The organism is Halomonas sp. 141, from assembly GCF_002810305.1.
GTDB lineage: Bacteria > Pseudomonadota > Gammaproteobacteria > Pseudomonadales > Halomonadaceae > Vreelandella > Vreelandella stevensii.
Window position 1 is genome coordinate 1 of record NZ_PINZ01000044.1, and the last position, 25955, is coordinate 25955.

The window sequence follows — 25955 nt, forward strand, 5'->3', positions numbered from 1 at the left end:
AACAACCAGGGGGAGCGCGATCTGCGAATGACCAAGGTCCAGCAGAAAATCTCGGGCTGTTTCCGCTCCTGGGAGGGTGCTGAGATCTTCTGCCGCATGCGTAGCTTTCTCTCGACCGCCGTCAAGCAAGGGGTAGCGGCGCATACCGCACTGGAGCAACTGTTTGCGGGGGAGGTGCCAGCCTTCATGCAGCAAGAAGCCCCGACTCAGCCAACCGGTGCTGAATAGTTACGTCATGGATAGCCTTTAGCGATTTTGTTAGTCGGTTAAGAGTGTGGTGTGATGAGTCGAGATGAGTTGTGTTTAGAGAGAAGCTGGTGAGTCTGGCGCCTACTTGAACTAGCAACTGATAGACGCAGGAACTCCTGGCGACAGGTGTAGGGCCTGTCACGGGTTAGTGAGAAAATCGGGGGGCTTCTTCCGGAGACGTTCGGAAGAAGCCCGGAGGCTCAAACAGTCTTATTACGTTTTCGCTGCCGGTACTGATCGATCACCACGGCGGCCACGATGATGGCGCCCTTGACGATGTCCTGGTAGTAGGCATCGACGCCGAGGAAAGTAAAGCCGCTGAGCATCACTCCGAGGATCATGGCGCCGATTACGGTGCCTGCAATACGCCCGACGCCACCGGCTAGGCTGGTGCCACCGATAACGGCGGCGGCGATGGCGTCGAGTTCGTACATCAAACCCATGCCAGCTTGGCCGGTACCGGCGCGAGCCGCAGCGACGACGCCCGCCAGGCCGGCTAGCAGGCCAGCAATGGTGTAGACCAGTACCAAGTGGCGGCGAACATTGATGCCGGAGACGCGAGCCGCCTGAGGATTAGCGCCGATGGCATAGGTGTATTTACCGTAGCGTGTGTATTTAAGGGCTATATGGAAAAACACGGCCACTGCAAGGAAAATGATAACTGGGTTGGCTCCGGAACCGATCCAAGTGAACTGGTCGCTGAGCATGCTGACGGGTTGACCATCAGTGTAGGCTCGGGCCATGCCGCGGGCGCTTACCATCATGCCGAGGGTGGCGATAAAGGGAGGTATGACGGCGAAGGCGATCAGAGCACCATTGACTAAACCTGCCAATGCTCCGACCAAAAGACCGACGACCAAGGGTATGAACCAAGGAAGATCGGTGAGGGCCGGGTAAACGGCACGCAGATAGTCAGACTGCTGAGCGAAACTGGCCGTGACCATGGCAGTCAGTGCCAGGACCGAGCCCGAGGAGAGGTCGATGCCGCCGGTGATAATCACCTGAGTGACCCCGATGGCGATGATTCCGATGATCGAAACCTGCAGGATCATGATCAGAAGACGCCGCGGGTTCATCAGGAAGGAGTCGCCGCGTATTGCCCAGCCAAGAACTTCAAATAGTAAGGCGATACCGATTAAGACCAGAAAGATGCTAACTTCGGTCGGTAGCTTTTTCTTGCGCTTCTTTGGTACCTCGAAGTGCTGGGTGCTTTCGGTGGACGTAGCCATTGTAGTTCTACCTTTGTGTGGTTCGTGTCGGGAGGGGCTCATTCATGCACGACCGGCGGCTGTACCGGGGCGGAGGCGAGCTCCATGATGTTCACCTGATTGGCCTCTCCTCGGTCGAGCACGCCGGTGACCTTACCCTCGTGCATCACCATGATGCGGTCGCTCATGCCCAGTACCTCAGGGAGTTCCGAGGAGATCATGATGACGGCCACGCCCTGGCCAGCGAGCTTGCTGATCAGCTTGTGGATCTCGGCCTTGGCGCCGACGTCGATACCGCGGGTGGGTTCGTCGAGGATCAGGATGCGTGGACTGGTCATCAACCAGCGTCCGATAAGTACCTTCTGCTGGTTGCCGCCGGAGAGATTGCCGATTCGCTCGTCGAGGCTGGGAGTCTTGACTCGCAGCAGCTTATTCATGCTGTCGCACTCGTGATCGAGGCGACCCTGCTCGACGAAGGGTCCCTTGGTGTAGCCGTCGCGAAGTACGGCCATCTCCATGTTCTCGATGACCGAGAGGCCCAGGAACAGGCCGGTTTCCTTGCGATCCTCGGTGAGCAGCGCCAGGCCACGCAGCATCGCCTGGTGAGGAGAGGTGATAGTAGTTTCCTGTCCGTCGATGGCGATGGTGCCGCCGGTGGCCGGGGTGACGCCGAACAGGGTTTCGGCCACGTTCGTGCGCCCCGAGCCGACCAGTCCGGCAATGCCGAGAATCTCACCTGCGCGGAGCTCGAAGCTGATCTGCTCGAAGACGCCATCCAGCGCTAGATCCTTGACGGCGAGCACCACATCGCCGATGGGCACCTCTTCTTTGGGAAACATCTGAGTGACCTCACGGCCGACCATCAGTTGGATGATCTTTTCGGAGGTCAGCTCGCTGGCGGGAGCGGCGTGGATGAACTGACCGTCCCGGAACACCGAGATGTCGTCGGCGATCGAGAAGACCTCATCCATCTTGTGGGTGATATAGATGATGCCCTTACCCTGGGCGCGCAGATCGTTGATGATACGGAACAGATGTTCCACTTCCCGGTCGGTGAGTGCCGAGGTAGGCTCATCCATGATCAGCACGTCGGATTCATAGGAGACCGCCTTGGCGATCTCGATCATCTGGCGTCCGGCCACAGTGAGGTGGCGTACTTCAGTTTCCGGATCCATGTCGATGCCCAGGCGCTCGAACAGGGTCTCGGTCATCTGGTTCATCCTGGTGTGATCGACAAGACCGAAGGGTGTGAGCGGTTCGCGGCGGATCCAGATGTTCTCTGCGATGGTCATGAACGGCATCAGGTTAAGCTCCTGATGGATCATGGCGATGCCGGCTTCTAGGGCATCCAGGGGGCCGTTGAGAGTAAGCGGCTTGCCGTGCAGGCGCACTTCGCCTTGGTCGGGGATATAGACGCCGGCGATGATCTTCATAAGGGTGGACTTGCCCGCGCCGTTTTCGCCCATCAGGGCGTGTACTGTCCCTGGGCGAATCTTGAGCTGGACGTTGTCCAGCGCGACTACGCCAGGAAAGGTCTTGCGAGCATCGACTACCTCGAGCAGGTAGTCGCCGACGTCTGGGGTCAGGTCTTCGGCAGTCATCGTAGCCATGGGGGGACTCCTGAGGCGATGAGGGTCCGCTATCTCACGGACCCGAGACCATTAGTCGGTGAGGAACTCTTCGAGGTTGTCACGAGTGACCAATTGGAAGGGCACCATGTTGATGCTCTCGACGTTTTCTCCGTTGGCCAGGGCGATGGCCACCTTGACTGCGCCACCGCCTTGACCAATCGGATCTTGGAAGACACTGGCGGCCAGCTCGCCCCGCTGCAGAGAGTCCAGAGCATCCCGCGTGGCATCTATGCCGCCAACCAGAATCTCATCGGCGGGGATACCCGACTGGCGCATGGCGATCAGCGCGCCTAGTGCCATTTCGTCGTTGTTCGCCGCAATGGCGTCGATCTGCTGGCCACCGACTATCCAGTTGTTCATCAGGTCGATGGCGTTGGTGCGTTGGTAGTCGGCAGGCTGTTTCTCGATGATCTCGATTCCCGGGTACTTGGCTGCGACTTCCTCCACGCCTTCAGTACGCTGATGAGTTGCGCTCGAGGAGAGCTCACCTAGCATGATAGCGACACGTCCTTCTCCGCCTATCATCTCGGCCAATGCTTCCATTTGCAGCTCTCCGGCCACTTTCTGCTCTGAGCCAACAAAGGCGACGCCATCATGCTCGAGGTCGTTGCCTTCAGGCTCGCGGTTGACATAAACCAAAGGGATGCCACTGGTGACGGCGACGCCGGTCATCATGCCGGTTGCGGCGGTGTCCACCGGGTTGATGATGATGGCATCAACCCCCTGAGCGGCGAGGCTCTCGGTTTGGCTAAGCTGACGGCCGATATCGCCTTGGGCGTCGAGGAACTGGATGCTCCAACCTTGGGCCTCAGCCTCGGCCTGCATGGCATTGCGCATGCTGGTGAGAAAGTTGTCATCGAAGTAGGCCACAGATACGCCGATGGTTTGGGCCATGGCGGTGGTGGTGCAAGCGGTGAAGAGGGCGGCGCCAAGCAGTAGACGTTTCATTAGGCATTCTCCATTGATGTCGTTGTGGTTATTGCCAGTCGAACTGGTGGGAAGGCATCAGAATTCCATCGGAAGCCTTTAATGGAATTTAGATTCTAATCGGATGGAATGCAAAAAAAATATTCTATACTTTGGTATAATCGGAACGAATATTCCAATTTTTGGGTTGAGACGCTCCCAGGCAGGCAAAAAAACCCCGCCGAGGCGGGGTGAAGAGACGTCAGGCACGCGACTATCGAGATGTGTGATGGAAGAAGCCAGCTTACTGTTGGTTGGCGATCCACTCATGGGCTGGGTCGTTTTGGAATTTCCAGGCACGTTTGGGGCCGGCCATTACGTTGAGGTAGTAGAGCTCATAGCCGTGGGCAGCGCCTACCGGGTGATAGCCGCGGGGTACCATCACGCAGCAGCCGTTCTCTACCGCCATGGTCTCGTCCAGGGAGCGGTCGTCGGTGTAGACCCGCTGGAAAGCGAAGCCCTGGGAGGGGGCGATGCGGTGATAGTAGGTCTCCTCAAGGATCGACTCCTCGGGAAGATTGTCCACGTCATGTTTGTGGGGGGGGTAGCTGGACCAGTTGCCGGCTGGGGTGTAGACCTCTACCACCAGCAAACTGTCCGCCGGCTCGGTCTCCGGCAGGATGTCCTGAATATGGCGAGTATTGGTGCCGCTGCCGCGTGTGCTGCGCTTGACCTGGTTGGGGACAATCAGGCGCGGCGAATGGTTGCCCTGGCCAGGGGCACTACAAACCGCCAGTTCCATGTCGGTAGTGGCCTCGACGCTGTAGTTCACGCCATTTGGCAGGTAGACGGCATATGGTGGGATCTTCTCGAAGATGTCGAGACGCTCACCGATGTCTTCCCAGCGGTGCTCGCCGCTGGTCACAGTGGCGCGGCCTGTGAGCAGTACCAGGCAGTGCTCGCGGTTCTCGGTATTGGCTTCGAGGCGCTGACCACAGGTCAGCTTGTGGACGCGGAATCCAACATGCTCCCAGCCGGCCGATTCCGGGGTGACTTCCAGCACCTTGCCCTGCGGATCGGGTTGCTGGGGACGAACGAGAAGTGAGGTCATGGGAATGCCCTCCTGAAAGCTTGCGAGTGGGAGATGGGGGCGTGGTAGACACGCCCTGATGTCGTTCAGCGAACTGCGGGGGAGTCTTCCTGATCGTCCCCGTCTCGTGCCCTGTCCTGACGAACGCCCAGGGCGATGGCCAGGGTCTGGGTCAGACAGAGTGAAGCGGTCAGGCCTCGGAAGCTCTTGACCTCCGCCTCATGCACCACCAGCGAGACGTCGGCCAACCTGGCCAGTGGGCTTAGATTGGAGTCGGTGATAACCACCAGAGGAATGCTTCGCCTGGAAGCCTCTTCCGCCGCTTCTCGTGATTCCTGGGCATAGGGCGAGAAGCTCACCACCATAAGCGCATCGCGACTGCCCATGGACTTGAGCTGCTCGAGGTGCATGCCGCCCAGGCCGCTGACCAAGTGGGTGCGTTTCTCTACGTGCTGCAGGGCGTAGGCCATGTAGCTGGCCACCACGAAGCTGCGTCGGGCGCCCATGACATGCACGATCTCTGCCGCTTCGAAGAGATCCAGCGCGCGCTCTAGGCTACGCAGATCGGTGCGAGCGGGAAGCTGATCCAGTACGTCTCTGTTGGCTTCTGCGAACTCCCAAAGCAACTGGCTGCTGTCGGGCGTCTCACCGGTGGCGGTGCGTACCGCACGAATCCGCTCGGTGTAGTTGGGCAGTTCGTCCACCAGGCGGGCGCGGAAAAGCTGCTGCATCTCCGAGAAGCCCTTGAAGCCGAAGTTGTTGGCGAAGCGAATCAGGGTCGAGGGTGTGACGCCTGCCTGCTCGGCCAGCTTTGCCACCGTGGCGAAGGCGACCTCCTGGGGATGATCGAGAAGGAAGCGCGCGGTCTGCTGCAGTCGACGGCTCAGCGACGGGTAGTCGGCAGTGATGCGTGTTTCCAGCGAAGTAAAGTCCTGGGGTGTTTCATTCATGGTGTCCGCCTTGCTGATAACTGGCCAGCGTTCGGGTGTCGTGTCACATGACTGACGTTACCCTAGCAGAATGGGAATGAAAATTCCATTCAAACGATAGTCTAGAATGAGGGCCCCATAGTTCCAGCACCGTATGTGACGACATGACCTGAGATAGAGGTCTGCATCTTTGGTCGTAGAGAGGCTGGCCCCGCTTTGCCTGGTTGGGATCTAACCCCCTGATGTTGAGTGCATACGGCGGTAGGGTTGGGTGAGTGGCTTGCCTGAGATGGAAAATTCAGTTTGTTGATTTCATAGAATGTATATTCTATCTTTCAGGCGGACGACAACAACCAAGCCATTCACTGGAGGCCGCCGTGGCTCAATACGACGTGAAATTCGCTCTCAATCATATGGTCTGCCCTCGCTGGACTCCGCAGCAGCTGATCGAGGTCGCCGCCGAGATGGGGCTGGGCGCCGTGGAGCTGCGCAACGACGTGGGCGAGAACAGTATCCTCGACCTCGAGTCCGCGCGTGCCGCCGGGCAGCGTGCTCGAGAGCTGGGCATCGAGGTGCTCAGCATCAACGCGCTCTATCCCTTCAATATCTGGAACGAGGAGCGTGCGGCCAAGGCGGATGAGCTGGCTCAGCTGGTGGATGCCGCGGGCGGACGTGGCCTTGTGCTTTGCCCGTTAGTGGATGCCGATTTTTCCGCCACTTCCGAGGAGAAACGAGCTGGGCTAGAAAAGTCGCTCACCGCGCTGGATGCCATCTTGGGCCGCTATAGCCTCCAGGGCTTCGTCGAGCCCCTGGGCTTCCCCATCTCTTCGCTTCGCACCAAGGCCGAAGCGGTGGCGGCGATCCAGTCGCTGGGACTGGAGAAGCGCTTCGGCCTGGTCCACGACACCTTCCACCACCAAGGTGCCGGAGAGACTGCACTCTTCGCCGGGCAAACCGGCCTGGTGCACATCTCCGGCGTGGAGGACCCGGCGCTCGGCTTTGACGACATGCTGGATCCGCATCGCCTGCTGGTCGGTGAGCATGACCGCCTCGACAATGTGGGACAGCTCAGCCGACTGCTTGTCGATGGCTATGAGGGGTACGTCTCCTTCGAACCCTTCGCCGAGGAGGTTCACGCCCTGAAGGATCCCGTTGAGGCCCTTCAGCAGAGCATGGCCTTCATTCGTGCCGGCCTGACACGCTGAGCCTACATATCACAACACCCTTCCACCAGGAGGACGCCATCATGAAGATCGCCCTCGATCCCCATATGCATCGCCATCTGTCTCTGCCGGAGACCTGCCGCCTGACTAAGGAGCTGGGATACGACTACATCGAGCTGTCGCCACGCCCGGACTTCATGGTCTGGTGGACCCGGCCGCGCACCTATCCAGCCGCCGTGCAGGCCTTCAAGAAGGCGATGCGTGAGCACGACGTGGGCCTGGCCACCATGCAGCCCATGTACCGGTGGTCCAGCCCCTACCGCGACGAGTGGGAAATGGCCATGGACAACTGGAAGCGCATCATCGAGGTGGCCGTGGAGCTAGAGTGCGACACCCTGATCTCGGAGTTCGGCCGCGGAGGCTCCGTGGAGCGGTCCCAGGCCGACCGTCAGGGCATTCACACCCCGGAGGCCTGCGAGAACGCCTTCTGGCGCTCCATGGACGTGCTGGTGCCGCTCCTCGAGCGCGAGGGCCTGACGCTGAGCGTTGAGCCTCACCCGGAAGACTGGGTCGAGACCATGGATCCGGCGATAGAGATCATCAAAACCATCGACTCCCCGGCGGTGAAGTGCTCCTACATCGCACCGCACTGCTTCTATTACGGTGACGATCTGGCCGAGACCATCCGCGCCACCAAAGGTCAACTGGTCCATGCCCGGGTTGCTGACACCTTCAACCACAAGGCTTCCTCCGAGCTGCGCTACATCGTCAACCCGCCGGGCTCCGAGGCCCGCGTCCATCAGCACCTGGATATTGGCCAGGGCGAGATCGACTGGGACGTCTTCTTCAAGACCCTGCACGAGGTCGGCTTCGACGGGGTGCTCTCCAGCTGTGTCTTCGGCTGGGAGGAGCGAGCCGTGGAGTCATCCCGCTTTATGCGTCAGGAAATTCAGCGTTACGTCGACAAGTACTGGAACCAGTAAAAGGACCACATCATGACCGTCAGAATCGGAGTCATCGGCACCGGGATGATCGGCGAGGAGCACGCCCGCCGCATCACCCAGCAGCTTACCGGCGGCGAGATCGTCGCCGTCACCGACGTCAACCTGGAGCAGGCCCGGGCCGTGGTCGACCGCCTGGGACTCTCCGCCCGCGTCTACGAGGATGGCCAGGCGCTGATTGCCGCCGAGGATGTGGATGCCGTGCTGGTCACCTCCTGGGGGCCAACCCACGAAGAGTATGTGCTGGCGGCCATCGCGGCTGGCAAGTTCGTGTTCTGCGAAAAGCCACTGGCCACTACCGCCGAGGGCTGCCGCAACATCATCGATGCGGAGATCGAGGCCGGCCGCCGGCAGGTGCAGGTGGGCTTTATGCGCCGCTACGATAGCGGCTACCGGATGATGAAGGAGGCCATTGATGGCGGTCAGTTGGGCGAGGTGCTGATGGTGCACGCCGCCCACCGTAACCCCGAGGTGCCGGAACGCTATATCACCCCCATGGCGATCCACGACACCCTGATTCACGAGCTGGATACCTTTCGTTGGCTGCTTGACGACGACTACAAAAGCGCTCAGGTGGTCTTCCCGCGCAAAACCCGTCATGCACATAGCCAGGTCGCCGACCCGCAGATCGTCATGCTGGAGACCGTCAAGGGCGTGCGTATCGACGTGGAGGTGTTCGTCAACTGTCGCTATGGCTATGACATCCAGTGCGACGTGGTTGGCGAGGAGGGCGTCGCCCGCCTGCCCGAACCACAGAGCCTGCAGTTTCGCCAGGCTGGCCGGCTGAGTAGCGAGATCCTCCATGATTGGAAGAAACGTTTCAGCGAGGCCTTCGACGTGGAACTTCAGGCCTTTATCGACGGCGTGGCCGCCGGCAGCATCGGTGGGCCCTCTTCCTGGGACGGTTATGCCGCGGCGATCGCCGGGGACGTCTGCGTCAAGGCCCAAGAGAACGGCGCCATCGAACTCATCGAGATGCCCGAGCGGCCAGCCTTCTACTCCTGAAACCTCATTACCGCTGCTGCGCAGCCCCGGCCCCGGCAGGGACCGGGGCTGTTACTTGTTTGGCCAACGGGCCTCGTTTAGTCGGAGAGGTCTGTGTGATGGGAGCCTATTAAAGCAGCCATACGACTAAAGAAGAATGAATCATTCTTTCCATTCGTTGAGAATATGGAATTCATGTTCTAAAATGGCTTTAAACTGGAATATACAGACCGGCATCTTCAACCATCAACGACCGCCGAGCCGAGATAGCAGGGCTCGGGACTGGCCAAGCCTAGGATGCGAGCCCATGAATGATACCAAGACCCTCGATCTGATCTGCCTGGGGCGTGCCGCCGTCGACCTCTATGGCGAGCAGATTGGCAGCCGCCTGGAGGACATGGGCGGCTTCGCCAAGTACCTCGGCGGCTCCTCAGCCAATATCGCCTACGGCACCGCCCGCATGGGCCTCAAATCCGCCATGCTGACCCGGGTGGGCGACGAGCATATGGGACGCTTCGTGCGCGAGGAGCTGGCGCGGGCCGGGGTCGACACCAGCCATGTGGTGACCGACCAGAAGCGCCTCACCGGCCTGGTGATACTGGGTATCAAGGATCGCGACACCTTCCCGCTGATCTTCTACCGCCATGACTGCGCCGACATGGCCATCGATGCCAATGATTTTAGCCCGAGGTTCATCGCCTCGAGCCGGGCGCTGCTGATCACCGGCACCCACTTTTCCACCGAGCAGACCTATCAGGCCAGCAAGACCGCCATCGAGTACGCCAAGGCGGCCGGCACCAAGGTGATCCTCGACATCGACTATCGCCCGGTGCTGTGGGGCCTGACCACCCTGGGCGACGGTGAGACCCGCTTTATCTCCGACGCGGGGGTCAGCCGCCATCTGCAGAGCATCCTGCCGGACCTGGACCTGGTGGTGGGCACAGAGGAGGAGGTGCATATTGCCGGCGGCAGCACCGATACCATTGCCGCCCTGAAGCGGATCCGTGAGCTCAGCGATGCCACCATCGTGCTCAAGCTTGGCGCCCAGGGTTGCACTGTGCTGGACGGCGCCATCCCCGACAGCGAGGCCGACTTCGAGGTGCATACCGGGGTGCGGGTGGACGTGCTCAATGTGCTGGGGGCCGGCGACGCCTTCATGAGCGGCTTCCTGCGCGGCTGGCTGAATGGAGAGTCCCACGAGCGCAGCTGTGCCTATGCCAATGCCTGCGGCGCCCTGGTGGTCTCCCGCCACGGCTGCGCCCCGGCCATTCCCAGCGCCGAGGAGCTCGACGACTACCTGTCCCGGGCCGAGTCGATCCCGCGCCCGGACCTGGACGCGCGGCTCAACTACCTGCACCGGGTCACCACCCAGCGCACCGCCACCGAGTGGAACGACCTGTGCATCCTGGCCTTCGATCACCGCAAGCAGCTCTTCGACATGGCCCGGGAGGCGGGCGCCGACCCCTCGCGTATCCCCAACCTCAAGCGCCTGCTGGTCCAGGCCACCGAGCGCGGCAGCCAGCAGCTGGGCGCGAGCCAGGTGGGCGTGCTGATAGACGACACCTACGGCCAGGATGCACTCAACGACGTCACCGGGCGCGGCTGGTGGATCGGTCGCCCGGTCGAGCTGCCGAGTTCCCGGCCCATCGAGTTGGAGGGTGGGCGCGATATCGGCTCGCGCCTGAAGAGCTGGCCGCGCGAACATATCGTCAAGTGCCTGGTGTTCTATCACCCGGAGGATCAGGTAGAGCTTCGGTGCGCCCAGGAGCGACAGTTGCTGGAGCTCTATCGGGCCTGCTGCGCCTCGGGGCACGAGCTGCTGTTGGAGATCATTCCGCCGCGCGACAAGATCAGTAACGACGACACCTACCTCAAGACCATGCAGCGCATCTACAACCTGGGGGTGCAGCCCGACTGGTGGAAGCTGCCGCCCCAGACCCCGGTCGCCTGGCGGCGGATCGGCGACCTGCTGGCGGCGCGCTCTCCCCACTGTCGCGGCGTGGTGATGCTGGGCCTTGATGCGCCTAGCGAGGAGCTCAAGCAGGGCATTCTCGACAGCGCTGGTGCCGATGCCTGCAAGGGCTTTGCGGTGGGTCGTACCATATTCGGCGAGCCAAGCCGCCGCTGGCTGCGTGGCGACTTCGATGACGAGCAGCTGATAGAAGCCGTGGTGGCCAACTACCTCGCACTGGTGGAAACCTGGCAGGCGCGTCAGCGTGCCGCTGCCTGACCCTTATGCACTCCTGATCAAGGGCAAATGACCATGAATACCATTCGACTCACCATGGCCCAGGCCGTCGTCCGCTACATGATGGCCCAGAAGGTCGAACTCGACGGCGAGATCCAGCCTCTCTTTCCTGGGGTCTGGGCGATCTTCGGCCATGGCAATGTGGCCGGTCTCGGTGAGGCTCTCTACCAAGCCCGTGAGACCCTGCCCACTTACCGGGCTCACAACGAGCAGGGCATGGCTCACGCCGCCATCGCCTATGCCAAGACACTGAACCGGCGCCAGGTGATGGCCTGCACGGCCTCGGCGGGGCCGGGCTCCACCAACATGGTCACCGCCGCCGCCGTGGCCCACGTCAATCGTCTGCCGGTGCTCTTCCTGCCGGGGGACACCTTCGCCACCCGCCTGCCTGACCCGGTACTGCAGCAGGTCGAGAACTTCCACGACCACACCCTGACCTCCAACGACTGCTTCAAGCCGGTGAGTCGCTTCTTCGACCGCATCACCCGCCCGGAGCAACTGCTCACCTCGCTGCCCCAGGCGGTTCGGGTGCTCACCGATCCGGTGGAGTGTGGCCCGGTGACTCTGGCACTGCCCCAGGACATCCAGACCTTCGCCTACGACTATCCCATGCACTTCTTCGACGAGAAAGTGCATCGCCCGCGTCGCCAGGCTGCCGACCGCCGGGAGCTCGAGGATGCTATTGCCCTGATCCGTCAGGCGAAGAGGCCGCTGGTGATCGCCGGCGGCGGCACCCACTACGCCGACGCCCTACCCGAGTTCGATGTCTTCGTTTCTGCCTACCACCTGCCGGTGGGCGAGACCCAGGCCGGCAAGGGCGCGCTGCCCTGGGACCACGAGCAGAATCTGGGCACCATCGGCGTCACAGGTGGCGCGGCGGCCAATGCGCTGGCCGCTGAGGCTGATCTGATCATCGCCGTGGGCACACGTTTGGGCGATTTCGCCTCCGGATCCCGGGCCCTGATCAACTCAGAGGCCAGACTGCTCTCCATCAACGTCGCTTCCTTCGATGCGATCAAACACAAGGGCCAGGCCTTGGTGGGTGATGCGAAGTTGACCCTGCCGGAGCTCACCTCTGGCCTCGATGGCTGGCGGCCCGAGGGCGCCTGGATTGAGCAGACCGCCGAGCTGCGCGCCGACTGGAACCGCACCGTCGAGCGAGTCACCGCCGACCGTGGCACCAACCTGCCCTGCGACGCCGAGGTGGTGGGGGCGGTGAACCGCGCCGCTGGTGAGCGCGACATCGTGGTGTGTGCCGCCGGCGGGCTGCCCGGTGAGCTACAGAAGCTGTGGCGCACCCGCTTCCACCGCGGTTACCACATGGAGTATGGCTTCTCCTGCATGGGCTACGAGCTGGCCGGCGGGCTGGGCGCCAAGATGGCGATGCCCGACTCCGAGGTCTTCGTCATGGTGGGCGACGGCTCTTACCTGATGCTCAATTCCGAGATCGCCACCTCGGTGATGCTGGGCCACAAGATCATCGCTGTGGTGCTCGACAATCGCGGCTACGGCTGTATCCATCGCCTGCAGCAGTTCTGCGGTGGCCCCGGCTTCAACAACCTGCTCGACGACTGCCTGACAGTGGAGGAGGGCGCGCCCAAGACCGACTTCGCCGCCCATGCGGCATCGCTCGGGGCGAAGGCTGAGCAGGTGGGCAACATCCAGGAGCTGGAGGCGGCCCTGGAGCGCGCCAAGGCCTCCGATATCAGCTATGTGATCGCCCTCGACACGGATGCCCTGAACGACACCCAAGACGGTGGAGCCTGGTGGGACGTGGCGGTGCCCGAAGTCTCGGAGCGCCCCGAGGTCAACGAGGCCCGCAAGCGCTACGAGGCCTACAAGGCCCGCCAGTTCCAGAACATCTAACTTTCGACCACCACCACAAGTGCCTTTAGGAGTCCATCATGAGTGTAAGGCTGGGCATCAATCCCCTGACTTGGACCAACGACGACATGCCGTCGCTAGGCGGCGATACCCCTCTCGAGACCTGTCTCTCCGAAGGTAAGCAGGCCGGCTTCTCCGGATTCGAACTGGGCCACAAGTTTCCCCGCGACCCCGTGGTGCTGGGGCCAATCCTGACAGATCACGGCCTGTCGCTGGTCTCCGGCTGGTATAGCGGAGAGCTCTTGACTCGCAGCGCCGAGGAGGAAGTTGAGGCGCTCAAGCCTCACCTGCACCTGCTCAAGTCATTGGGCGCCAAGGTCATGGTGTTCTGCGAAGTGACCCACTGCATTCACGGCGAGCGTGAGACACCGCTTTCCCACTCACCGCGCCTGAGCGAGGAGGGTTGGCAGACCCTGATTCCGCGCCTAAATCAGGTGGCCGACTACTGCCTCGAGCAGGGCGTTCAGGTCGCCTATCACCACCATCTGGGAACAGTGATCGAGACGCCGGGTGAGATCGAGCGGTTGATGGAGGAGACGCGCCCTTCGGTGGGCCTGCTGCTCGATACCGGCCACCTCGTCGGTGCTGGCGGCGACCCGGTTGTCGCCCAACGCAAGTACGCCGACCGCATCGTGCATGTGCACTGCAAGGACATTCGCCAGGAGGTGTTGGCCGATGTGCGCAACCGAGACCTTAGCTTTCTGGATGGCGTGCTGAACGGCATGTTCACCGTGCCCGGTGATGGCTACATCGACTATGTGCCGCTCTTCAAGGGCCTCAAGGCGAGCGACTACGCGGGCTGGGTGGTGGTCGAGGCCGAGCAGGACCCCGCGGTAGCTCATCCGCTGACCTATGCGCGCATGGGCTGCGACAACCTCAAGCGCTTCTGTGCCGAGGCTGGACTCCAGATCACCGAATAATCCGACTCACGACAACAGAGGAGCCCCAATGAGCATTCTGGGCAACTATATCAATGGCCAGGCCGTGGCCAGCCAGAGCGGTCGCACCGCGCCCGTCTACAACCCCGCGACCGGCGAGCAGAGCCTGCAGGTGGCGCTCTCCTCGGCCGACGAGACTCGCGAGGCGGTGCGCGTCGCCCATGACGCCTTCGTCACTTGGTCCAAGGTCAGCCCACTCAAGCGGGCGCGCATCCTGTTCAAGTTCAAGGCGCTGGTCGAGGAGCACGCCGATGAACTGGCGCGACTGATTGCCAGCGAGCACGGCAAAGTGTTCTCTGACGCCAAGGGCGAGGTGACTCGCGGCCTCGAAGTGGTCGAGTTTGCTTGCGGCATCCCGCATCTGCAGAAGGGCGAGCACTCCCTCAACGTGGGCACCGGGGTAGACAGCTACTCCCTGATGCAGCCGCTGGGCGTCTGCGCCGGCATATCGCCGTTCAACTTCCCGGCCATGGTGCCGATGTGGATGTTCCCCGTGGCCCTGGCCTGCGGCAACACCTTCATCATGAAGCCGTCCGAGAAGGATCCCTCTACGCCGATGCGCCTGGCCGAGCTGCTCCAGGAAGCTGGTCTGCCCGACGGCGTCTTCAACGTGGTCAACGGTGATAAAGAATCGGTGGACGTGCTGCTTACCGACGAGCGAGTCCAGGCAGTGAGTTTTGTCGGTTCCACGCCGATCGCCGAGTACATCTATGCCACCGCCTCAGCTCACGGCAAGCGGGTCCAGGCACTGGGTGGCGCCAAGAACCATATGGTGATCATGCCCGACGCCGATCTCGACCAGGCTGTGGGCGCTCTGATGGGGGCTGCCTACGGCTCCGCCGGCGAGCGCTGCATGGCGATATCGGTCGCTGTGCCAGTAGGCGAGGAGACCGCCGAGCGTCTGCGCGAGAAGCTGGTGGCCGAGCTCGACAAGCTACGCGTCGGCCCGGGCCTGGTGGATGGCCCCGACAACGACATGGGCCCACTCGTCACCCGGGAGCATCTGGAGAAGGTTTGTGGCTATATCCAGGCCGGCGTGGAGGAGGGCGCCGAGTTGGTGGTGGACGGCCGCGAGGCTCCTATTGAGGGCTCGGGTGACGGCTATTTCGTAGGCGGCACCCTGTTCGACCGCGTCAAGCCGGGCATGCGCATCCACCGCGAGGAGATCTTCGGCCCGGTGTTGGCTATCGCCCGCGTGGCGAGCTTCGACGACGCGGTCAAGATGATCAACAACCACGAGTACGGCAATGGCACCGCCATCTTCACCCGCGACGGCGACGCCGCCCGCCAGTTCTGCGAGCAGATCCAGGTGGGAATGGTGGGCGTCAACGTGCCGATCCCCGTGCCAATGGCCTTCCACAGCTTCGGCGGCTGGAAGCGCTCTCTGTTTGGTCCGCTGCACATGCATGGCCCAGACGGCGTTCGCTTCTATACCCGCATGAAGACCATCACCCAGCGTTGGCCCAGCGGCATCCGGGAGGAGACCAACCACTTCACCATGCCGACGCTCTAAACGGCATAGGCACAGTACGGGAGTGCGCCGGGCCTGAGGGGCTCGGTGCTTCCCTCATCACCGATTCGTGCCTGATACCTGAATCTTACCCAGTGGCTATGCCTATATTAGGATGATGCCGGTTCTCTGGTGTGATTTAGCCTTATCAGAGAAGTCGGAGTAGCCATCTCAAGTCTGGTGCTCACTTTGGGGAGGGGATTCCACCCTCAGCTCGGCAGTCGAGATGGAGATACTTCCCCTCCTTTTCTTGTAAAAAATCAATGCTACCAGTTGTTTATGAGCAATGGTGTGGCAGAGATTTCAATCTATTAATACCAAAGTGTAGAATATTTAATTTGAAATTATTTCTACTGGAATATAAATTCCATGCTAGGGCATCACAATTGCACTCCACGGGTTCTAGCTCCGCTTCAGTGCATGCCGCCCTCTGTCGCTGTTACGAGCCAGCCGAGGAGTGCGTTCATGCGAAAAAAGTATAAGAGATATGCAGAATAGGGAATCACTATATGGGCAGTGATAAATACAACCTCCGATACCTGTTGACCATTTGCGGTGTCGCGGCATTAGGTGGTCTGCTTTTCGGCTACGATACCGCGGTGATCTCGGGTGCCATTGGTCCGATACAGCGCTACTTCGACCTCAGTTCGCTCCAGACCGGCTGGGCGGTGTCCAACGTCGCCATCGGCTGCATCATCGGTGCATTTGCATCCGGCGCCATCGCCGCAAGGCTGGGACGCAAGAAGACGCTGATCCTCGCCGCCCTGCTTTTCACGATTTCAGCGGTCGGTGCCGCCTTGGCGACCACTTTTTTCTGGTTCATCGTCTACCGTTTGATCGGCGGTATCGCCGTTGGTATCGCTTCCGCCGTCTCGCCGATGTACATGAGCGAGGTCTCACCCAAGAATCTCCGCGGCCGTGCCCTCAGCATGCAGAACATCGCAATTGTATTCGGTCAGGTGGTGATCTTCGTGGTCAACTACTTAATTGCTAAAGGTGCCACGGAGGCCTGGCTCACAGATGTGGGGTGGCGTGTCATGATCGGCTCCGAGATCATTCCCTGCATCCTGTTCTGCCTCGTCGTGTTCTTTATCCCGGAATCCCCGCGCTGGCTGGTCATGGTCGGCCGCGATCAAGAAGCTTTGAAGGTCCTGAGTCGTATCGGCGGTGAGGAGTATGGAAAGCAGGTGCTCTCCGATATCCGCGAATCGCTGGTGGTCGACCGGGTACGCCGCCTGAAAGCGGACCGAAAGAGTCAACTGATCCGTGATCGCCGATTTTGGTTTATTGCCTTCATTGCCTGCATGATTGCCTTCTTTCAGCAGGCCAGTGGTGTCAATGTCATGATGTACTTCGCTCCTGTGGTGCTGGGGGACGTCACCGGCAATACCGAGGTGGCCATGTTCATGACCATCTGGATTGGCGTCGTTCAATTGCTAGGCAATATCCTCGGCATGACGTTAATGGACAGAGTAGGTCGAGTACCGCTGTTCAAGGTTGGCACCGTCGGATGCGTGGTCGGTCTGCTGATGACTTCCTTCTTCCTGTATCGTTCGGGCGGCCTCAGCGGTGATGCCGCCGTCCTCCAGGGTTATCTGACGCTGGCCGGCATGCTGGTGTTCATGCTGTTCTTTGCCTTCTCCTGGGCGCTGGGTGCCTGGATCATCGTGTCGGAGATCTTCCCGAACCGCATGCGGGCCTTCGGCATGTCGCTCTCGGTCACCACGCTGTGGATCAGCAACTTCCTGATTGGCCTAGGCTTCCCGATCTTAAATCAGAACCCTTGGCTCACTGAACAGTTCAATGGCGCCTTCCCGATGTGGCTGTTTGCGGCGTTGATGGCGATGGCCTTCCTGTTCATCCGCCGCTTCCTGCCGGAAACCAACGGGGTCGCCCTGGAGGAGATGGAAGACAATGTAATGGCCAAGTACCCGGGTGGCGCTGCCAGGCGCCGGGGCGCCACTAGGGAAATCGCAGGGGCCACACGCTGAGCCACTAGGCTTTGTCTGAAAAGTCGGCGAGCGAAGGGCAGACAAGGAAAAAATCAGCGAAAAGACGGAGTTTACGGGGTGTAAATGAGTACTTTGAGCTGATTTTTAACGCCGTATGGTCGAGCGCAGCCAGTTTTCGGACAGAGCCTAGCAGTCGGGGGGCAAGACGCCCCCCGCTTCATCCGCGGGCGACCAGCAGCTCAGTGCCGGCGATGGGAGTTGCGGAGAATCAACTCTCCTGGCAGCAGATGGCGACGAGGGACTTCTTCCTCGAGACAGATTCGCCGAACTGCTTCACCGACCAGCCGTTCCAGGGGCTGCCGATAGGTCGTCAAAGCGTAGCAAGGTGACGCCGCCTGCTCGATATCGTCGAAACCGATGATCCCCATGCTGCCGGCCTCTCCCCTCTCGTGAAGGGCGTCGAGGGCGCCGATGGCGAGGATATCGTTCTCGCAGAACAGGGCCTCCACCCGGTCGTTTACTGGCCTCGACGCCAGGTACTGACTCAATGCGTTAAAGCCAGCACCTTGCTGGTAATGTCCCGCCTCCACGACCTCCTCTACCGCCAAGCCGTGTTCGGCCAAGCCATCGCGGAATCCTTCCAGACGTCTCAATTGCGTCGACTCGCTGAGCGGGCCGGCCATGTAGCCAATCCGGCGGTACCCCTGTTCCACCAGTGCCTCCGCCACTTCACGTCCCGCGAGATGGCCGTCGGTCGAAACGACCTGGATATGGTGAATATCACTGTTGCGATAGAGAACGATCAGCGGAATATGGTGAATCTGCTGGGCCAGATGCACCAGCTCATCGGTCAGCACGGTGCCGAGGAAGATCAGGCCATCGATCTGGAATTGATCAGCGAGTGAGATGGCGGCCCCATCCCTGTCCTCCTCGCTGATGTTGAGCAGCATGGAAATATAGCCCCGCCTCTGCAGCTGCAGACTGGTTTCCTTCAGCAGGCCCAACAAGTTGGGGTTATCCATTTCGTCCACGACCAGACCCACGATGCGCGTCTGGCGCTTGGTCAGGCCGCGGGCCAGCAGATTGGGCCGATAGCCCAGCTCCGCCGCTGCTTGCAGAACCTTCTCGCGAGACTTGGGAGAAATGGAGGCGCCCTCGGTAAAGGCCCGCGAGACGGTCCACTTGGAGACACCGGCCCGTCGAGCTACATCGCTGGCGGTCACCTTGTGATTACCACCTGCCTCCTCCATGCCTTTAGACTTTTTGATCATTATCTCGCCTTGACGGAATTTTTGTTCCATTCTAGTCTATGTGCAACCGGGTGCAAAACCTGTTCCGATACTAGCAGATAGAACCTCGCCTGACGCTGATGGCATGAAGCCATCAATTTTTTTGCCGCATTTTGCACCCGGTTGCATTGTGTTGCGAACAAGCGAGAAGGCGGCTGGAAGTAGGCTAATCAAAACAATTCACTAGAGGAGCATTGCCATGCTGAACGGCGAGAAGACGATCGAACGCCCCCTGCGTTGGGGCATGGTGGGCGGCGGCCGCACCGGCCAGGTTGGCTACAAGCACCGCACCGGCGCCTTGCGCGACAATACAGCCTACCAACTGGTAGCCGGCGCTTTCGACCTGGACGCAGAACGCGGACGCGACTTCGGCACCCAACTGGGTATGGTCGAGGATCGCTGCTACGCGACCTATCAGGATCTCATAACCGGTGAAGCCGAGCGTGACGACGGCGTCGAAGTAGTGTCGATCGCCACCCCCAATTTCACCCACTACGAGATCACCAAGGCATGCCTGGAAGCTGGCCTACACGTGATCTGTGAGAAGCCACTGTTCTTTACCGTCGCCGAATGCGACGAGGTGGCGAGACTGGCCGAGGACAAGGGGCTGATCGTTGGGGTCACCTACGGCTTCAGCGGTCACCCGCTGGTTCACCAGATGGCCGCCATGGTCAAGAAAGGCATGCTGGGCGATATCCGTATCGTCGACATGCAATACACCCATGGCTTCAACTCGGGCGACGATACGGACGCGGGCGATGCCGTGAAATGGCGCACCAACCCGAAGACCGCCGGCCCCACCTTCGTGCTGGGTGATATCGGCACGCACCTCTACTACCTCTCCGAGGTGGTGCTGCCGCACATGAAGATCGAGAAACTGCTCTGCGACCGCAAGGCCTTCATTCCCACCCGCGAGCCGCTCGAGGACCATGCCACCGTGTTGACCCACTACGATAATGGCGCTCGAGGCCGTCTGTGGGTCTCATCGGTGAATGCCGGCCACATGGGGTCTCAGCGCTACCGTTTCGTGGGCTCCCGCGCCTCACTCGAGTGGACTGATGCCCATCCCGACCAACTGATCTACGAAGTGCAGGGCGAGCCGCCTCGCACCCTGCACCATGGCATGCCCTACCTCGAGGAGGAAAGCCTAGCCATTGATCGCATGGGGGCGCTGCACACCGAAGGGCTTGGTGACAGCTGGGCCAACATCTATCTGTGGATCGCCCAGGCCATCGACGCCAGGCAGCGTGGAGACGACGCATTCCTGAAGACCCATCACTACCCGGGCATCGCGGCCGGTACCGAAGGGGTACGCTGGCTGGAGAACTGTGTCCGTTCCGCCGACGCAGGCTCAGCCTGGGTCGATTTCCACTAAGACAGGAGACCACCACGATGAAGCTTTCCATTTGTACCGACGTGATGGGCGACCTCTCCTTTACCGAGATGCTCGATAAATGCGTGGCCCTGGGTGTCGAGGGCATCGAGATGACCGGTGGCGGCTGGTCGCCGGCACCGCATTTCCGCGCCGATGAATTGCTGGCAGACAAGGGCTTGCTGAAGCAGAGACTGAAAGAGATCGAGGCCCGCGGGCTCGAGATTGCCGCCCTCAACTGCTCGGGCAACCCGCTCGATCCAGGTGCGCTGGGCGAGCGTCACCGCAAGGAGATCGAACAGACCTTTCGCCTGGCCGGCGAGATCGGCGTCAAGAAGATCGTGACCATGTCCGGTCTGCCGGCTGCCGCGCCGGGCGACAGCGTGCCGAACTGGCTGGTCTATACCAAGAGCTGGCCGGAGGAGATGCCCGAACGCGACCGCTACCAGTGGGAGGATTGCGCCTTCCCCTACTGGCATCGTCTGGTGAATCTCAGCCAAGAAGTGGGCGTCGAGAAGATCGCACTGGAGAATTTCTCGGCGATGCTGGTGTGGAACCCCGAGACCCTGTTCCGCCTGCGTAACGAAGTGGGGCCGATGGTCGGCATGAACCTCGATCCGTCACATCTATTCTGGAAAGGGGCCTGCCCGATCGCCGGTGCCCGGGCCCTGGGCGAGGCCATCCACCATGTCCACGGCAAGGATACCCGCATCGAGCGCGGGTTGGCCGACGTCAACGGCCTGCTTGAGCTGAGGGAGGTCACCGACGTAGCCAACCGCGCCTGGAACTATGTCGCTGTCGGTGCCGGCCACGACCTGCTGTGGTGGAAGGAGTTTTTCTCTGTGGTGCGTATGACGGGCTACAACGACTGGGTCAGCCTGGAGATGGAGGACTTCACCATGTCCACCGAGGCGGGCATCCAGTCATCCATTGATGCGCTCAAGCAGACTATCAGCCGATAGGTCACAACGCTATCCAAGATAATTACAAAGGATAAACTCATGAAAAGCCGTTACTTGATCCCACTTGCTGCTGCCTTGATGAGCGCTCCGGCGCTGGCCGAAGAGCTTAAGATTGGTGTCAGTTTCTTCAACCTTAACGAACGATTCATCATTGGCCTTCGCGAGAGCCTCGAGGGGGCTGCTGAAGCGCAGGGAATCGACGTGCAGATCGAGGATGCCCGAAATGACATCGATCGCCAGCTCAGCCATGTGCAGAACTTCATTGCCTCTGGCGTCGACGGCATTATCGTCAATCCGGTGCACTCGGAGTCTACCCAGATTTTGAGTCGTGCCGCTCAACAGGCTGGCATCCCTCTGGTATACGTCAATCGTCAGCCCTTCGATATCGACTCGCTACCCGACAACCAGGCATTCGTGGGCTCCAATGAGCTTGAGTCCGGCACTCTACAGACTCAGGAGGTCTGCCGCCTGCTGGGTGGGACGGGACGGGTGCTGGTCATGATGGGGACGCTGGGTGACAACGCTGCTCAGGTCCGCACTCAGGACATCCATGACGTTATCGCCACCCCTGAATGCAGCGGGCTGGAGGTCGTGCAGCAGCAGGATGCAGATTTCCAGCGTATTGAGGCTAATGATTTGATGAGCAACTGGCTGACCTCGGGCATTGAGTTCGATGCGGTCATCGCTAATAACGATGAGATGGCCATCGGTGCGATCCAGGCGCTTAAGAGTGTCAGCTATGATTTAGATCAGGTAGTAGTAGCAGGGATAGATGCCACCTCGGATGCATTAGCGGCCATGCAAGCTGGGGAGCTCGATGTGACTGTCTTCCAAAACGGTGCCGCCCAGGGAGAGGGAGCCATCGATACGATCCGCCAGCTGATCTACGGTGAGGAAGTCGAAAGCGCCGTGTGGATCCCCTTCGAACTGGTGACGCCTGATAATCTGGGCGAGTACGTCGGGCGCAACTGAGGCGATTTTCCTTGCCCATGACACCAGGCCCCGGATTCGAAAATCCGGGGCCTGGCATTTGTCATGGATGGGCGACCTGACCGGTAACGGCGTTAAAGGTTACTAAAAGCGCAAGAAAATGAAGCCTAGCGCCTGAGTCAACCCCGCCTTATCAACCAAATCTCGCCATTGAGACGATTTGAAGGACAGCGCCTCTTCCGGCTGGTAGATAAAAAAGCAAAAAAGTGACATCTGGCTGGCAGCAGAATTGCTGTAATGGAGGCGGTCGGGCCGGAGCCCGCTACCAATGACAACAGCCAGCGGAGTCACCTAGATGAACATGCGAATCGCCAGCGCACCTTGCTGCTGGGGTGTCGACGACGTCAACAACCCCCATCTGCCGCCTTGGCAGAAGGTCTTGGACGAGGCCGCCCAGGCAGGCTATCAAGGCTTGGAACTCGGACCCTACGGCTACCTGCCCCTAGACCGCGCACGGCTCGGCCAGGCCTTGGATGAGCGTGGCCTGAAGGTCGTTGCCGGAACCATCTTCGATGACCTGGTTGATCCGGCTAATCGTGACAGCCTAATCCGCCAGACTCATGAAATCTGTGCTTTTCTCAAGCAGCTGCCGGAACTCCCCCGCGAGCCGGGTCAGCACCACCCGGCGCCCTACCTGGTGGTGATCGACTACGTGCACGCCGAGCGCAGCCGCTACGCGGGACATCCCGACAAGGCGCCGCGACTCGACGATGCGCAGTGGGACACACTGATGGAACATATCCGCACCATCGCCGAGCTGGCCAGCAGGGAGTACGGCATTCGCGCCGTCATCCATCCACATGCCGGTGGCTACATCGAGTTCGAGGACGAGATCCTGCGACTGATGGCGGATATCCCCTACGAAACCGCCGGGCTGTGCCTGGATACAGGCCACCTCTACTACTCCGGCATGGATCCCGTGACCTGGATCCGCGAAAACGCCGCGCGCATGGACTACCTGCACTTCAAGGATATCGAGCCGACGGTCTTCGATGATGTCATGGCCCGACAGGTGGATTTCTTCGATGCCTGTGCTCAAGGGGTGATGTGCCCCATCGGCGAAGGCATCGTGGATTACGATGCAATCCAACGCCTGCTCCAGGAGATCGATTACCAAGGCTATATCACCATCGAACAGGAACGCGACCCTCGCGATGCCCAGGGCAGCCTCGCTGATGTCACGGCGAGTCTCGAGTATCTGAAGCGTCAGGGCTTCCAAGCCAGCCTCTAACACAGGAGACATGACAATGATCCAGGGTGACCTGAAAGTTGCAGCCCCGATTCGCTGGGCGATGGTGGGCGGCGGCCGCGGCAGCCAGATCGGCTATAGCCACCGCTGTGCGGCGCTGCGCGACAACAGTTTCCAACTTGTGGCCGGTGCCTTTGACATCGACCCGGCTCAGGGCCGCGAGTTCGGCGAATCGCTGCGGGTGGATCCCGAGCGTTGCTACGCTGACTACCAGACGCTGTTTGCCGAGGAAGCCAAGCGCAAGGACGGGATTCAGGCGGTTTCCATCGCAACGCCCAACAGCACTCACTTCGCCATCTGCAAGGCGGCGCTGGAGGCCGGGCTGCACGTGGTCTGCGAGAAGCCGCTTTGCTTCAGCGTGGATGAGGCCGAGGAACTTCGTGCCCTGGCCCAGGAGCGGCGACGCATCGTCGGCGTGACCTATGGCTACGCCGGGCATCAGTTGATCCGCCAAGCGCGGGAGATGATCGCCAACGGAGACCTCGGCGAGATCCGCATGGTCCACATGCAGTTTGCCCATGGCTTCCACAGCGAGGCCGTCGAGCAGAACAACCCAGGCACCCGCTGGCGGGTCGATCCGCGCCATGCTGGGCCCAGCTATGTGCTGGGCGACCTGGCGACCCACCCCTATTACATCGCCGAAATAATGCTGCCGGAGCTGCGCATCAAGCGATTGCTGTGTTCACGTCAGAGCTTCGTGTCGAGTAGGGCACCGCTGGAAGACAATGCCTACGTGCTGATGGAGTACGAGGGGGGCGTCATGGGCCACCTCTGGACCTCGGCAGTGAATGCCGGCTCCATGCACGGCCAAAAGGTGCGGGTCATCGGCTCCCAGGCCAGCGTCGAGTGGTGGGACGAGCATCCTAACCAGCTACGCTACGAGGTCCAGGGAGAACCGGTGCGGATTCTGGAGCGCGGCATGGACTACCTCTATCCCCAGGCGCTGGAGGACGATCGGATCGGTGCAGGGCATCCCGAGGGGCTGTTTGAGGCCTGGTCCAACCTCTACTACCGCTTCGCGTTGGCCATGGAAGCACAGGATCGAGGCGACATCGAGGCTGTCAAGGCGCTAGGGATACCCGATATCGATGCTGGCGTGGAGGGCGTGCGATGGGTGGAGAACTGCGTGCGATCCGCCGATGCCGGAGCGGTCTGGGTCGACTATGTCTAACGACTCTCAATGGCCCGATGGCAAGCTCCAACGTGCTGGCATGTAACGCCGAGAGTAGGCGAAGATGAAATGTGAACGTCGCCATTGCGGAGGGGCAGCGTGATTCAGCGTTTCATGAATCCTAGCACTCGTGGACCTCTGGTAGTGGAGCACCCGGCCGAACTGCTCTACATGTGCAAGGCCGAGGGCAGCCAGAGCGCAATGCCCCGCGCGATGCACCGCCATGACGACCGTACCGAGATCGTCTTCATTCGCGAAGGCCAAGGCACGCATATCATCGGCGGACACGAGTACCAGACCCACAAAGGCGACGTGCTTATCTATAACAGCGGTGTCCTGCACGATGAGTCTGCCCGGCCTGAGGTCGGCATCACCGCCTACTGTTGTGGCTTCCGTGGGCTGAAGCTCAGGGGGTTGCCGGCCAATTATCTGGTGTCCGAGCAGGGATGCCCAGTCCTAGCCAGTGGAGAGCAGCATGACGCCTTAGAGGGCATGATGCAGTTGCTCTACGATCAGGTGGGGCAGGATGGTGCCGCCGAGACATGCCACCACCTACTGCAGGCATTGGTACAGATTGTGGGACGGCTGCTCGAGCGGCCGGAGCCGTACCTCGACATGCCCGGCTACGACCTCGGCCAGGAGGTGCGGCGCTACATAGACGAGCGCTATTCCGAGGAGCTCGATTTGCAAGCCATCGCCAAGCGCTTCAAGGTCAGCCACTTCCATCTCGCGCACCGCTTTAAGGCCACCGTAGGCTGCTCACCAATCTACTACTTAATCCGACGCCGGATCGGCGAGGCTCAGTCACTGCTGATCGCCACCGACCTGAGCGTCGCCGAGATCGCCGAGCGGGTAGGGTATCGCCACGCCAGCTATTTCACGACCGCATTCAAGAGGGTAGTGGGGGTGACGCCCGGCGATTATCGTCGGCGCTATTTAAGTGGCTAGTAACTATTCAGGTGGTTGCGGATAGCCTGTCGACAACCACCTGATTTTTCTGGCATAGTGTGCCTAATCCTTCGGCATATCTATGCGGTGACATGACCATCAGCGATATCAACGTCGACGAGGCTCTGGAGCGGGTCCGACAGCAGCTCAAGGAAGACCAGACGGTCTCTCCGTCGCTGCGTGCGGCCATCGATGTGCTGATGTTGCTGGTCAAGCTCATGGCCGATCGCCTGGCCACCAGTAGCCGCAACAGCAGCAAGCCACCGTCCCAGGATCCCAAT

The 25955-nt window shown here is 60.8% G+C and carries 21 protein-coding genes and 1 pseudogene; 16 read left to right on the top strand and 6 right to left on the bottom strand.

The window, feature by feature from the left end; genetic code table 11:
• A pseudogene (locus tag CWI66_RS14660) lies at positions 1-228 on the top strand (IS66 family transposase); the annotation flags it as partial.
• Positions 229-449: 221 nt separating this feature from the next.
• On the opposite strand, the gene CWI66_RS14665 reads toward CWI66_RS14660, so the two are convergent.
• The 5 genes from CWI66_RS14665 to CWI66_RS14685 form a co-directional block, all read right to left on the bottom strand.
• The gene (locus CWI66_RS14665; RefSeq protein WP_100732095.1) at positions 450-1478 is read right to left on the bottom strand and encodes an ABC transporter permease; all 1029 of its coding nucleotides are present in this window, start codon (positions 1476-1478) and stop codon (positions 450-452) included.
• Positions 1479-1516: 38 nt separating this feature from the next.
• Complete coding sequence (locus CWI66_RS14670) at positions 1517-3067, bottom strand: sugar ABC transporter ATP-binding protein (RefSeq protein WP_100732097.1); 1551 nt, start codon at positions 3065-3067, stop codon at positions 1517-1519.
• Positions 3068-3118: 51 nt separating this feature from the next.
• Positions 3119-4036 (bottom strand): sugar ABC transporter substrate-binding protein, encoded by a 918-nt coding sequence (locus tag CWI66_RS14675; protein WP_100732099.1) that lies wholly within the window; start codon positions 4034-4036, stop codon positions 3119-3121.
• A gap of 262 nt (positions 4037-4298) precedes the next feature.
• A complete protein-coding gene (iolB, locus tag CWI66_RS14680) occupies positions 4299-5105 on the bottom strand; it encodes a 5-deoxy-glucuronate isomerase (RefSeq protein WP_100732101.1) in 807 nt (268 codons plus the stop codon).
• A 65-nt stretch (positions 5106-5170) separates the two neighbouring features.
• Positions 5171-6034 (bottom strand): MurR/RpiR family transcriptional regulator, encoded by an 864-nt coding sequence (locus CWI66_RS14685; protein WP_100732103.1) that lies wholly within the window; start codon positions 6032-6034, stop codon positions 5171-5173.
• A gap of 356 nt (positions 6035-6390) precedes the next feature.
• On the opposite strand from CWI66_RS14685, the gene CWI66_RS14690 reads away from it, so the two are divergent.
• The 8 genes from CWI66_RS14690 to CWI66_RS14725 all read left to right on the top strand — a co-directional run bounded on the left by CWI66_RS14690 (position 6391) and on the right by CWI66_RS14725 (position 17732).
• Positions 6391-7218 carry a TIM barrel protein gene (locus CWI66_RS14690; protein ID WP_100732104.1) on the top strand — a complete coding sequence of 276 codons (828 nt, stop codon included), beginning with the start codon at positions 6391-6393 and terminating at the stop codon, positions 7216-7218.
• Positions 7219-7283: 65 nt separating this feature from the next.
• Complete coding sequence (locus CWI66_RS14695; RefSeq protein ID WP_232710932.1) at positions 7284-8159, top strand: sugar phosphate isomerase/epimerase family protein; 876 nt, start codon at positions 7284-7286, stop codon at positions 8157-8159.
• A gap of 12 nt (positions 8160-8171) precedes the next feature.
• A complete protein-coding gene (locus tag CWI66_RS14700; protein WP_100732106.1) occupies positions 8172-9182 on the top strand; it encodes a Gfo/Idh/MocA family protein in 1011 nt (336 codons plus the stop codon).
• A 286-nt stretch (positions 9183-9468) separates the two neighbouring features.
• The gene (locus tag CWI66_RS14705) at positions 9469-11391 is read left to right on the top strand and encodes a bifunctional 5-dehydro-2-deoxygluconokinase/5-dehydro-2-deoxyphosphogluconate aldolase (RefSeq protein ID WP_100732107.1); all 1923 of its coding nucleotides are present in this window, start codon (positions 9469-9471) and stop codon (positions 11389-11391) included.
• Between the two features lie 33 nt (positions 11392-11424).
• On the top strand, positions 11425-13275 hold the full coding sequence (gene iolD / locus CWI66_RS14710; protein WP_100732119.1) for a 3D-(3,5/4)-trihydroxycyclohexane-1,2-dione acylhydrolase (decyclizing): 1851 nt from the start codon (positions 11425-11427) through the stop codon (positions 13273-13275).
• Between the two features lie 38 nt (positions 13276-13313).
• Positions 13314-14213 carry a myo-inosose-2 dehydratase gene (gene iolE / locus CWI66_RS14715; RefSeq protein ID WP_100732108.1) on the top strand — a complete coding sequence of 300 codons (900 nt, stop codon included), beginning with the start codon at positions 13314-13316 and terminating at the stop codon, positions 14211-14213.
• Positions 14214-14241: 28 nt separating this feature from the next.
• Positions 14242-15744, top strand: coding sequence for a CoA-acylating methylmalonate-semialdehyde dehydrogenase (locus CWI66_RS14720; RefSeq protein WP_100732109.1), 1503 nt, complete (start codon positions 14242-14244; stop codon positions 15742-15744).
• Between the two features lie 506 nt (positions 15745-16250).
• Positions 16251-17732, top strand: a complete 1482-nt coding sequence (locus CWI66_RS14725; protein WP_100732110.1) for a sugar porter family MFS transporter — start codon at positions 16251-16253, stop codon at positions 17730-17732.
• Positions 17733-17932: 200 nt separating this feature from the next.
• Here CWI66_RS14725 and CWI66_RS14730 read toward each other — a convergent pair whose 3' ends face one another.
• Positions 17933-18964 carry a LacI family DNA-binding transcriptional regulator gene (locus tag CWI66_RS14730; protein ID WP_100732111.1) on the bottom strand — a complete coding sequence of 344 codons (1032 nt, stop codon included), beginning with the start codon at positions 18962-18964 and terminating at the stop codon, positions 17933-17935.
• 217 nt (positions 18965-19181) lie between these two features.
• On the opposite strand from CWI66_RS14730, the gene CWI66_RS14735 reads away from it, so the two are divergent.
• The 7 genes from CWI66_RS14735 to CWI66_RS14770 form a co-directional block, all read left to right on the top strand.
• The gene (locus CWI66_RS14735) at positions 19182-20357 is read left to right on the top strand and encodes a Gfo/Idh/MocA family protein (protein WP_100732112.1); all 1176 of its coding nucleotides are present in this window, start codon (positions 19182-19184) and stop codon (positions 20355-20357) included.
• Between the two features lie 17 nt (positions 20358-20374).
• Complete coding sequence (locus tag CWI66_RS14740; RefSeq protein WP_100732113.1) at positions 20375-21316, top strand: sugar phosphate isomerase/epimerase family protein; 942 nt, start codon at positions 20375-20377, stop codon at positions 21314-21316.
• Positions 21317-21355: 39 nt separating this feature from the next.
• Positions 21356-22288 carry a sugar ABC transporter substrate-binding protein gene (locus CWI66_RS14745; RefSeq protein ID WP_100732114.1) on the top strand — a complete coding sequence of 311 codons (933 nt, stop codon included), beginning with the start codon at positions 21356-21358 and terminating at the stop codon, positions 22286-22288.
• Positions 22289-22601: 313 nt separating this feature from the next.
• On the top strand, positions 22602-23537 hold the full coding sequence (locus CWI66_RS14755) for a TIM barrel protein (protein ID WP_100732116.1): 936 nt from the start codon (positions 22602-22604) through the stop codon (positions 23535-23537).
• A 10-nt stretch (positions 23538-23547) separates the two neighbouring features.
• Complete coding sequence (locus CWI66_RS14760; protein ID WP_332868379.1) at positions 23548-24726, top strand: Gfo/Idh/MocA family oxidoreductase; 1179 nt, start codon at positions 23548-23550, stop codon at positions 24724-24726.
• Between the two features lie 99 nt (positions 24727-24825).
• Complete coding sequence (locus CWI66_RS14765; RefSeq protein ID WP_100732118.1) at positions 24826-25674, top strand: helix-turn-helix transcriptional regulator; 849 nt, start codon at positions 24826-24828, stop codon at positions 25672-25674.
• Positions 25675-25766: 92 nt separating this feature from the next.
• Positions 25767-25955, top strand: a 189-nt coding sequence (locus CWI66_RS14770) for a DUF6444 domain-containing protein (protein WP_232710767.1), incomplete at its 3' end; no start/stop codon positions are given.

What these genes read in the sequence shown, in the direction of transcription:
- CWI66_RS14665 (WP_100732095.1), bottom strand. Translation starts at nt 1,478, where the DNA reads ATGGCTACGTCCACCGAAAGCACCCAGCACTTCGAGGTACCAAAGAAG.
- CWI66_RS14670 (WP_100732097.1), bottom strand. Translation starts at nt 3,067, where the DNA reads ATGGCTACGATGACTGCCGAAGACCTGACCCCAGACGTCGGCGACTAC.
- CWI66_RS14675 (WP_100732099.1), bottom strand. Translation starts at nt 4,036, where the DNA reads ATGAAACGTCTACTGCTTGGCGCCGCCCTCTTCACCGCTTGCACCACC.
- iolB (WP_100732101.1), bottom strand. Translation starts at nt 5,105, where the DNA reads ATGACCTCACTTCTCGTTCGTCCCCAGCAACCCGATCCGCAGGGCAAG.
- CWI66_RS14685 (WP_100732103.1), bottom strand. Translation starts at nt 6,034, where the DNA reads ATGAATGAAACACCCCAGGACTTTACTTCGCTGGAAACACGCATCACT.
- CWI66_RS14695 (WP_232710932.1), top strand. Translation starts at nt 7,284, where the DNA reads ATGCATCGCCATCTGTCTCTGCCGGAGACCTGCCGCCTGACTAAGGAG.
- CWI66_RS14700 (WP_100732106.1), top strand. Translation starts at nt 8,172, where the DNA reads ATGACCGTCAGAATCGGAGTCATCGGCACCGGGATGATCGGCGAGGAG.
- CWI66_RS14705 (WP_100732107.1), top strand. Translation starts at nt 9,469, where the DNA reads ATGAATGATACCAAGACCCTCGATCTGATCTGCCTGGGGCGTGCCGCC.
- iolD (WP_100732119.1), top strand. Translation starts at nt 11,425, where the DNA reads ATGAATACCATTCGACTCACCATGGCCCAGGCCGTCGTCCGCTACATG.
- iolE (WP_100732108.1), top strand. Translation starts at nt 13,314, where the DNA reads ATGAGTGTAAGGCTGGGCATCAATCCCCTGACTTGGACCAACGACGAC.
- CWI66_RS14720 (WP_100732109.1), top strand. Translation starts at nt 14,242, where the DNA reads ATGAGCATTCTGGGCAACTATATCAATGGCCAGGCCGTGGCCAGCCAG.
- CWI66_RS14725 (WP_100732110.1), top strand. Translation starts at nt 16,251, where the DNA reads ATGGGCAGTGATAAATACAACCTCCGATACCTGTTGACCATTTGCGGT.
- CWI66_RS14730 (WP_100732111.1), bottom strand. Translation starts at nt 18,964, where the DNA reads ATGATCAAAAAGTCTAAAGGCATGGAGGAGGCAGGTGGTAATCACAAG.
- CWI66_RS14735 (WP_100732112.1), top strand. Translation starts at nt 19,182, where the DNA reads ATGCTGAACGGCGAGAAGACGATCGAACGCCCCCTGCGTTGGGGCATG.
- CWI66_RS14740 (WP_100732113.1), top strand. Translation starts at nt 20,375, where the DNA reads ATGAAGCTTTCCATTTGTACCGACGTGATGGGCGACCTCTCCTTTACC.
- CWI66_RS14745 (WP_100732114.1), top strand. Translation starts at nt 21,356, where the DNA reads ATGAAAAGCCGTTACTTGATCCCACTTGCTGCTGCCTTGATGAGCGCT.
- CWI66_RS14755 (WP_100732116.1), top strand. Translation starts at nt 22,602, where the DNA reads ATGAACATGCGAATCGCCAGCGCACCTTGCTGCTGGGGTGTCGACGAC.
- CWI66_RS14760 (WP_332868379.1), top strand. Translation starts at nt 23,548, where the DNA reads ATGACAATGATCCAGGGTGACCTGAAAGTTGCAGCCCCGATTCGCTGG.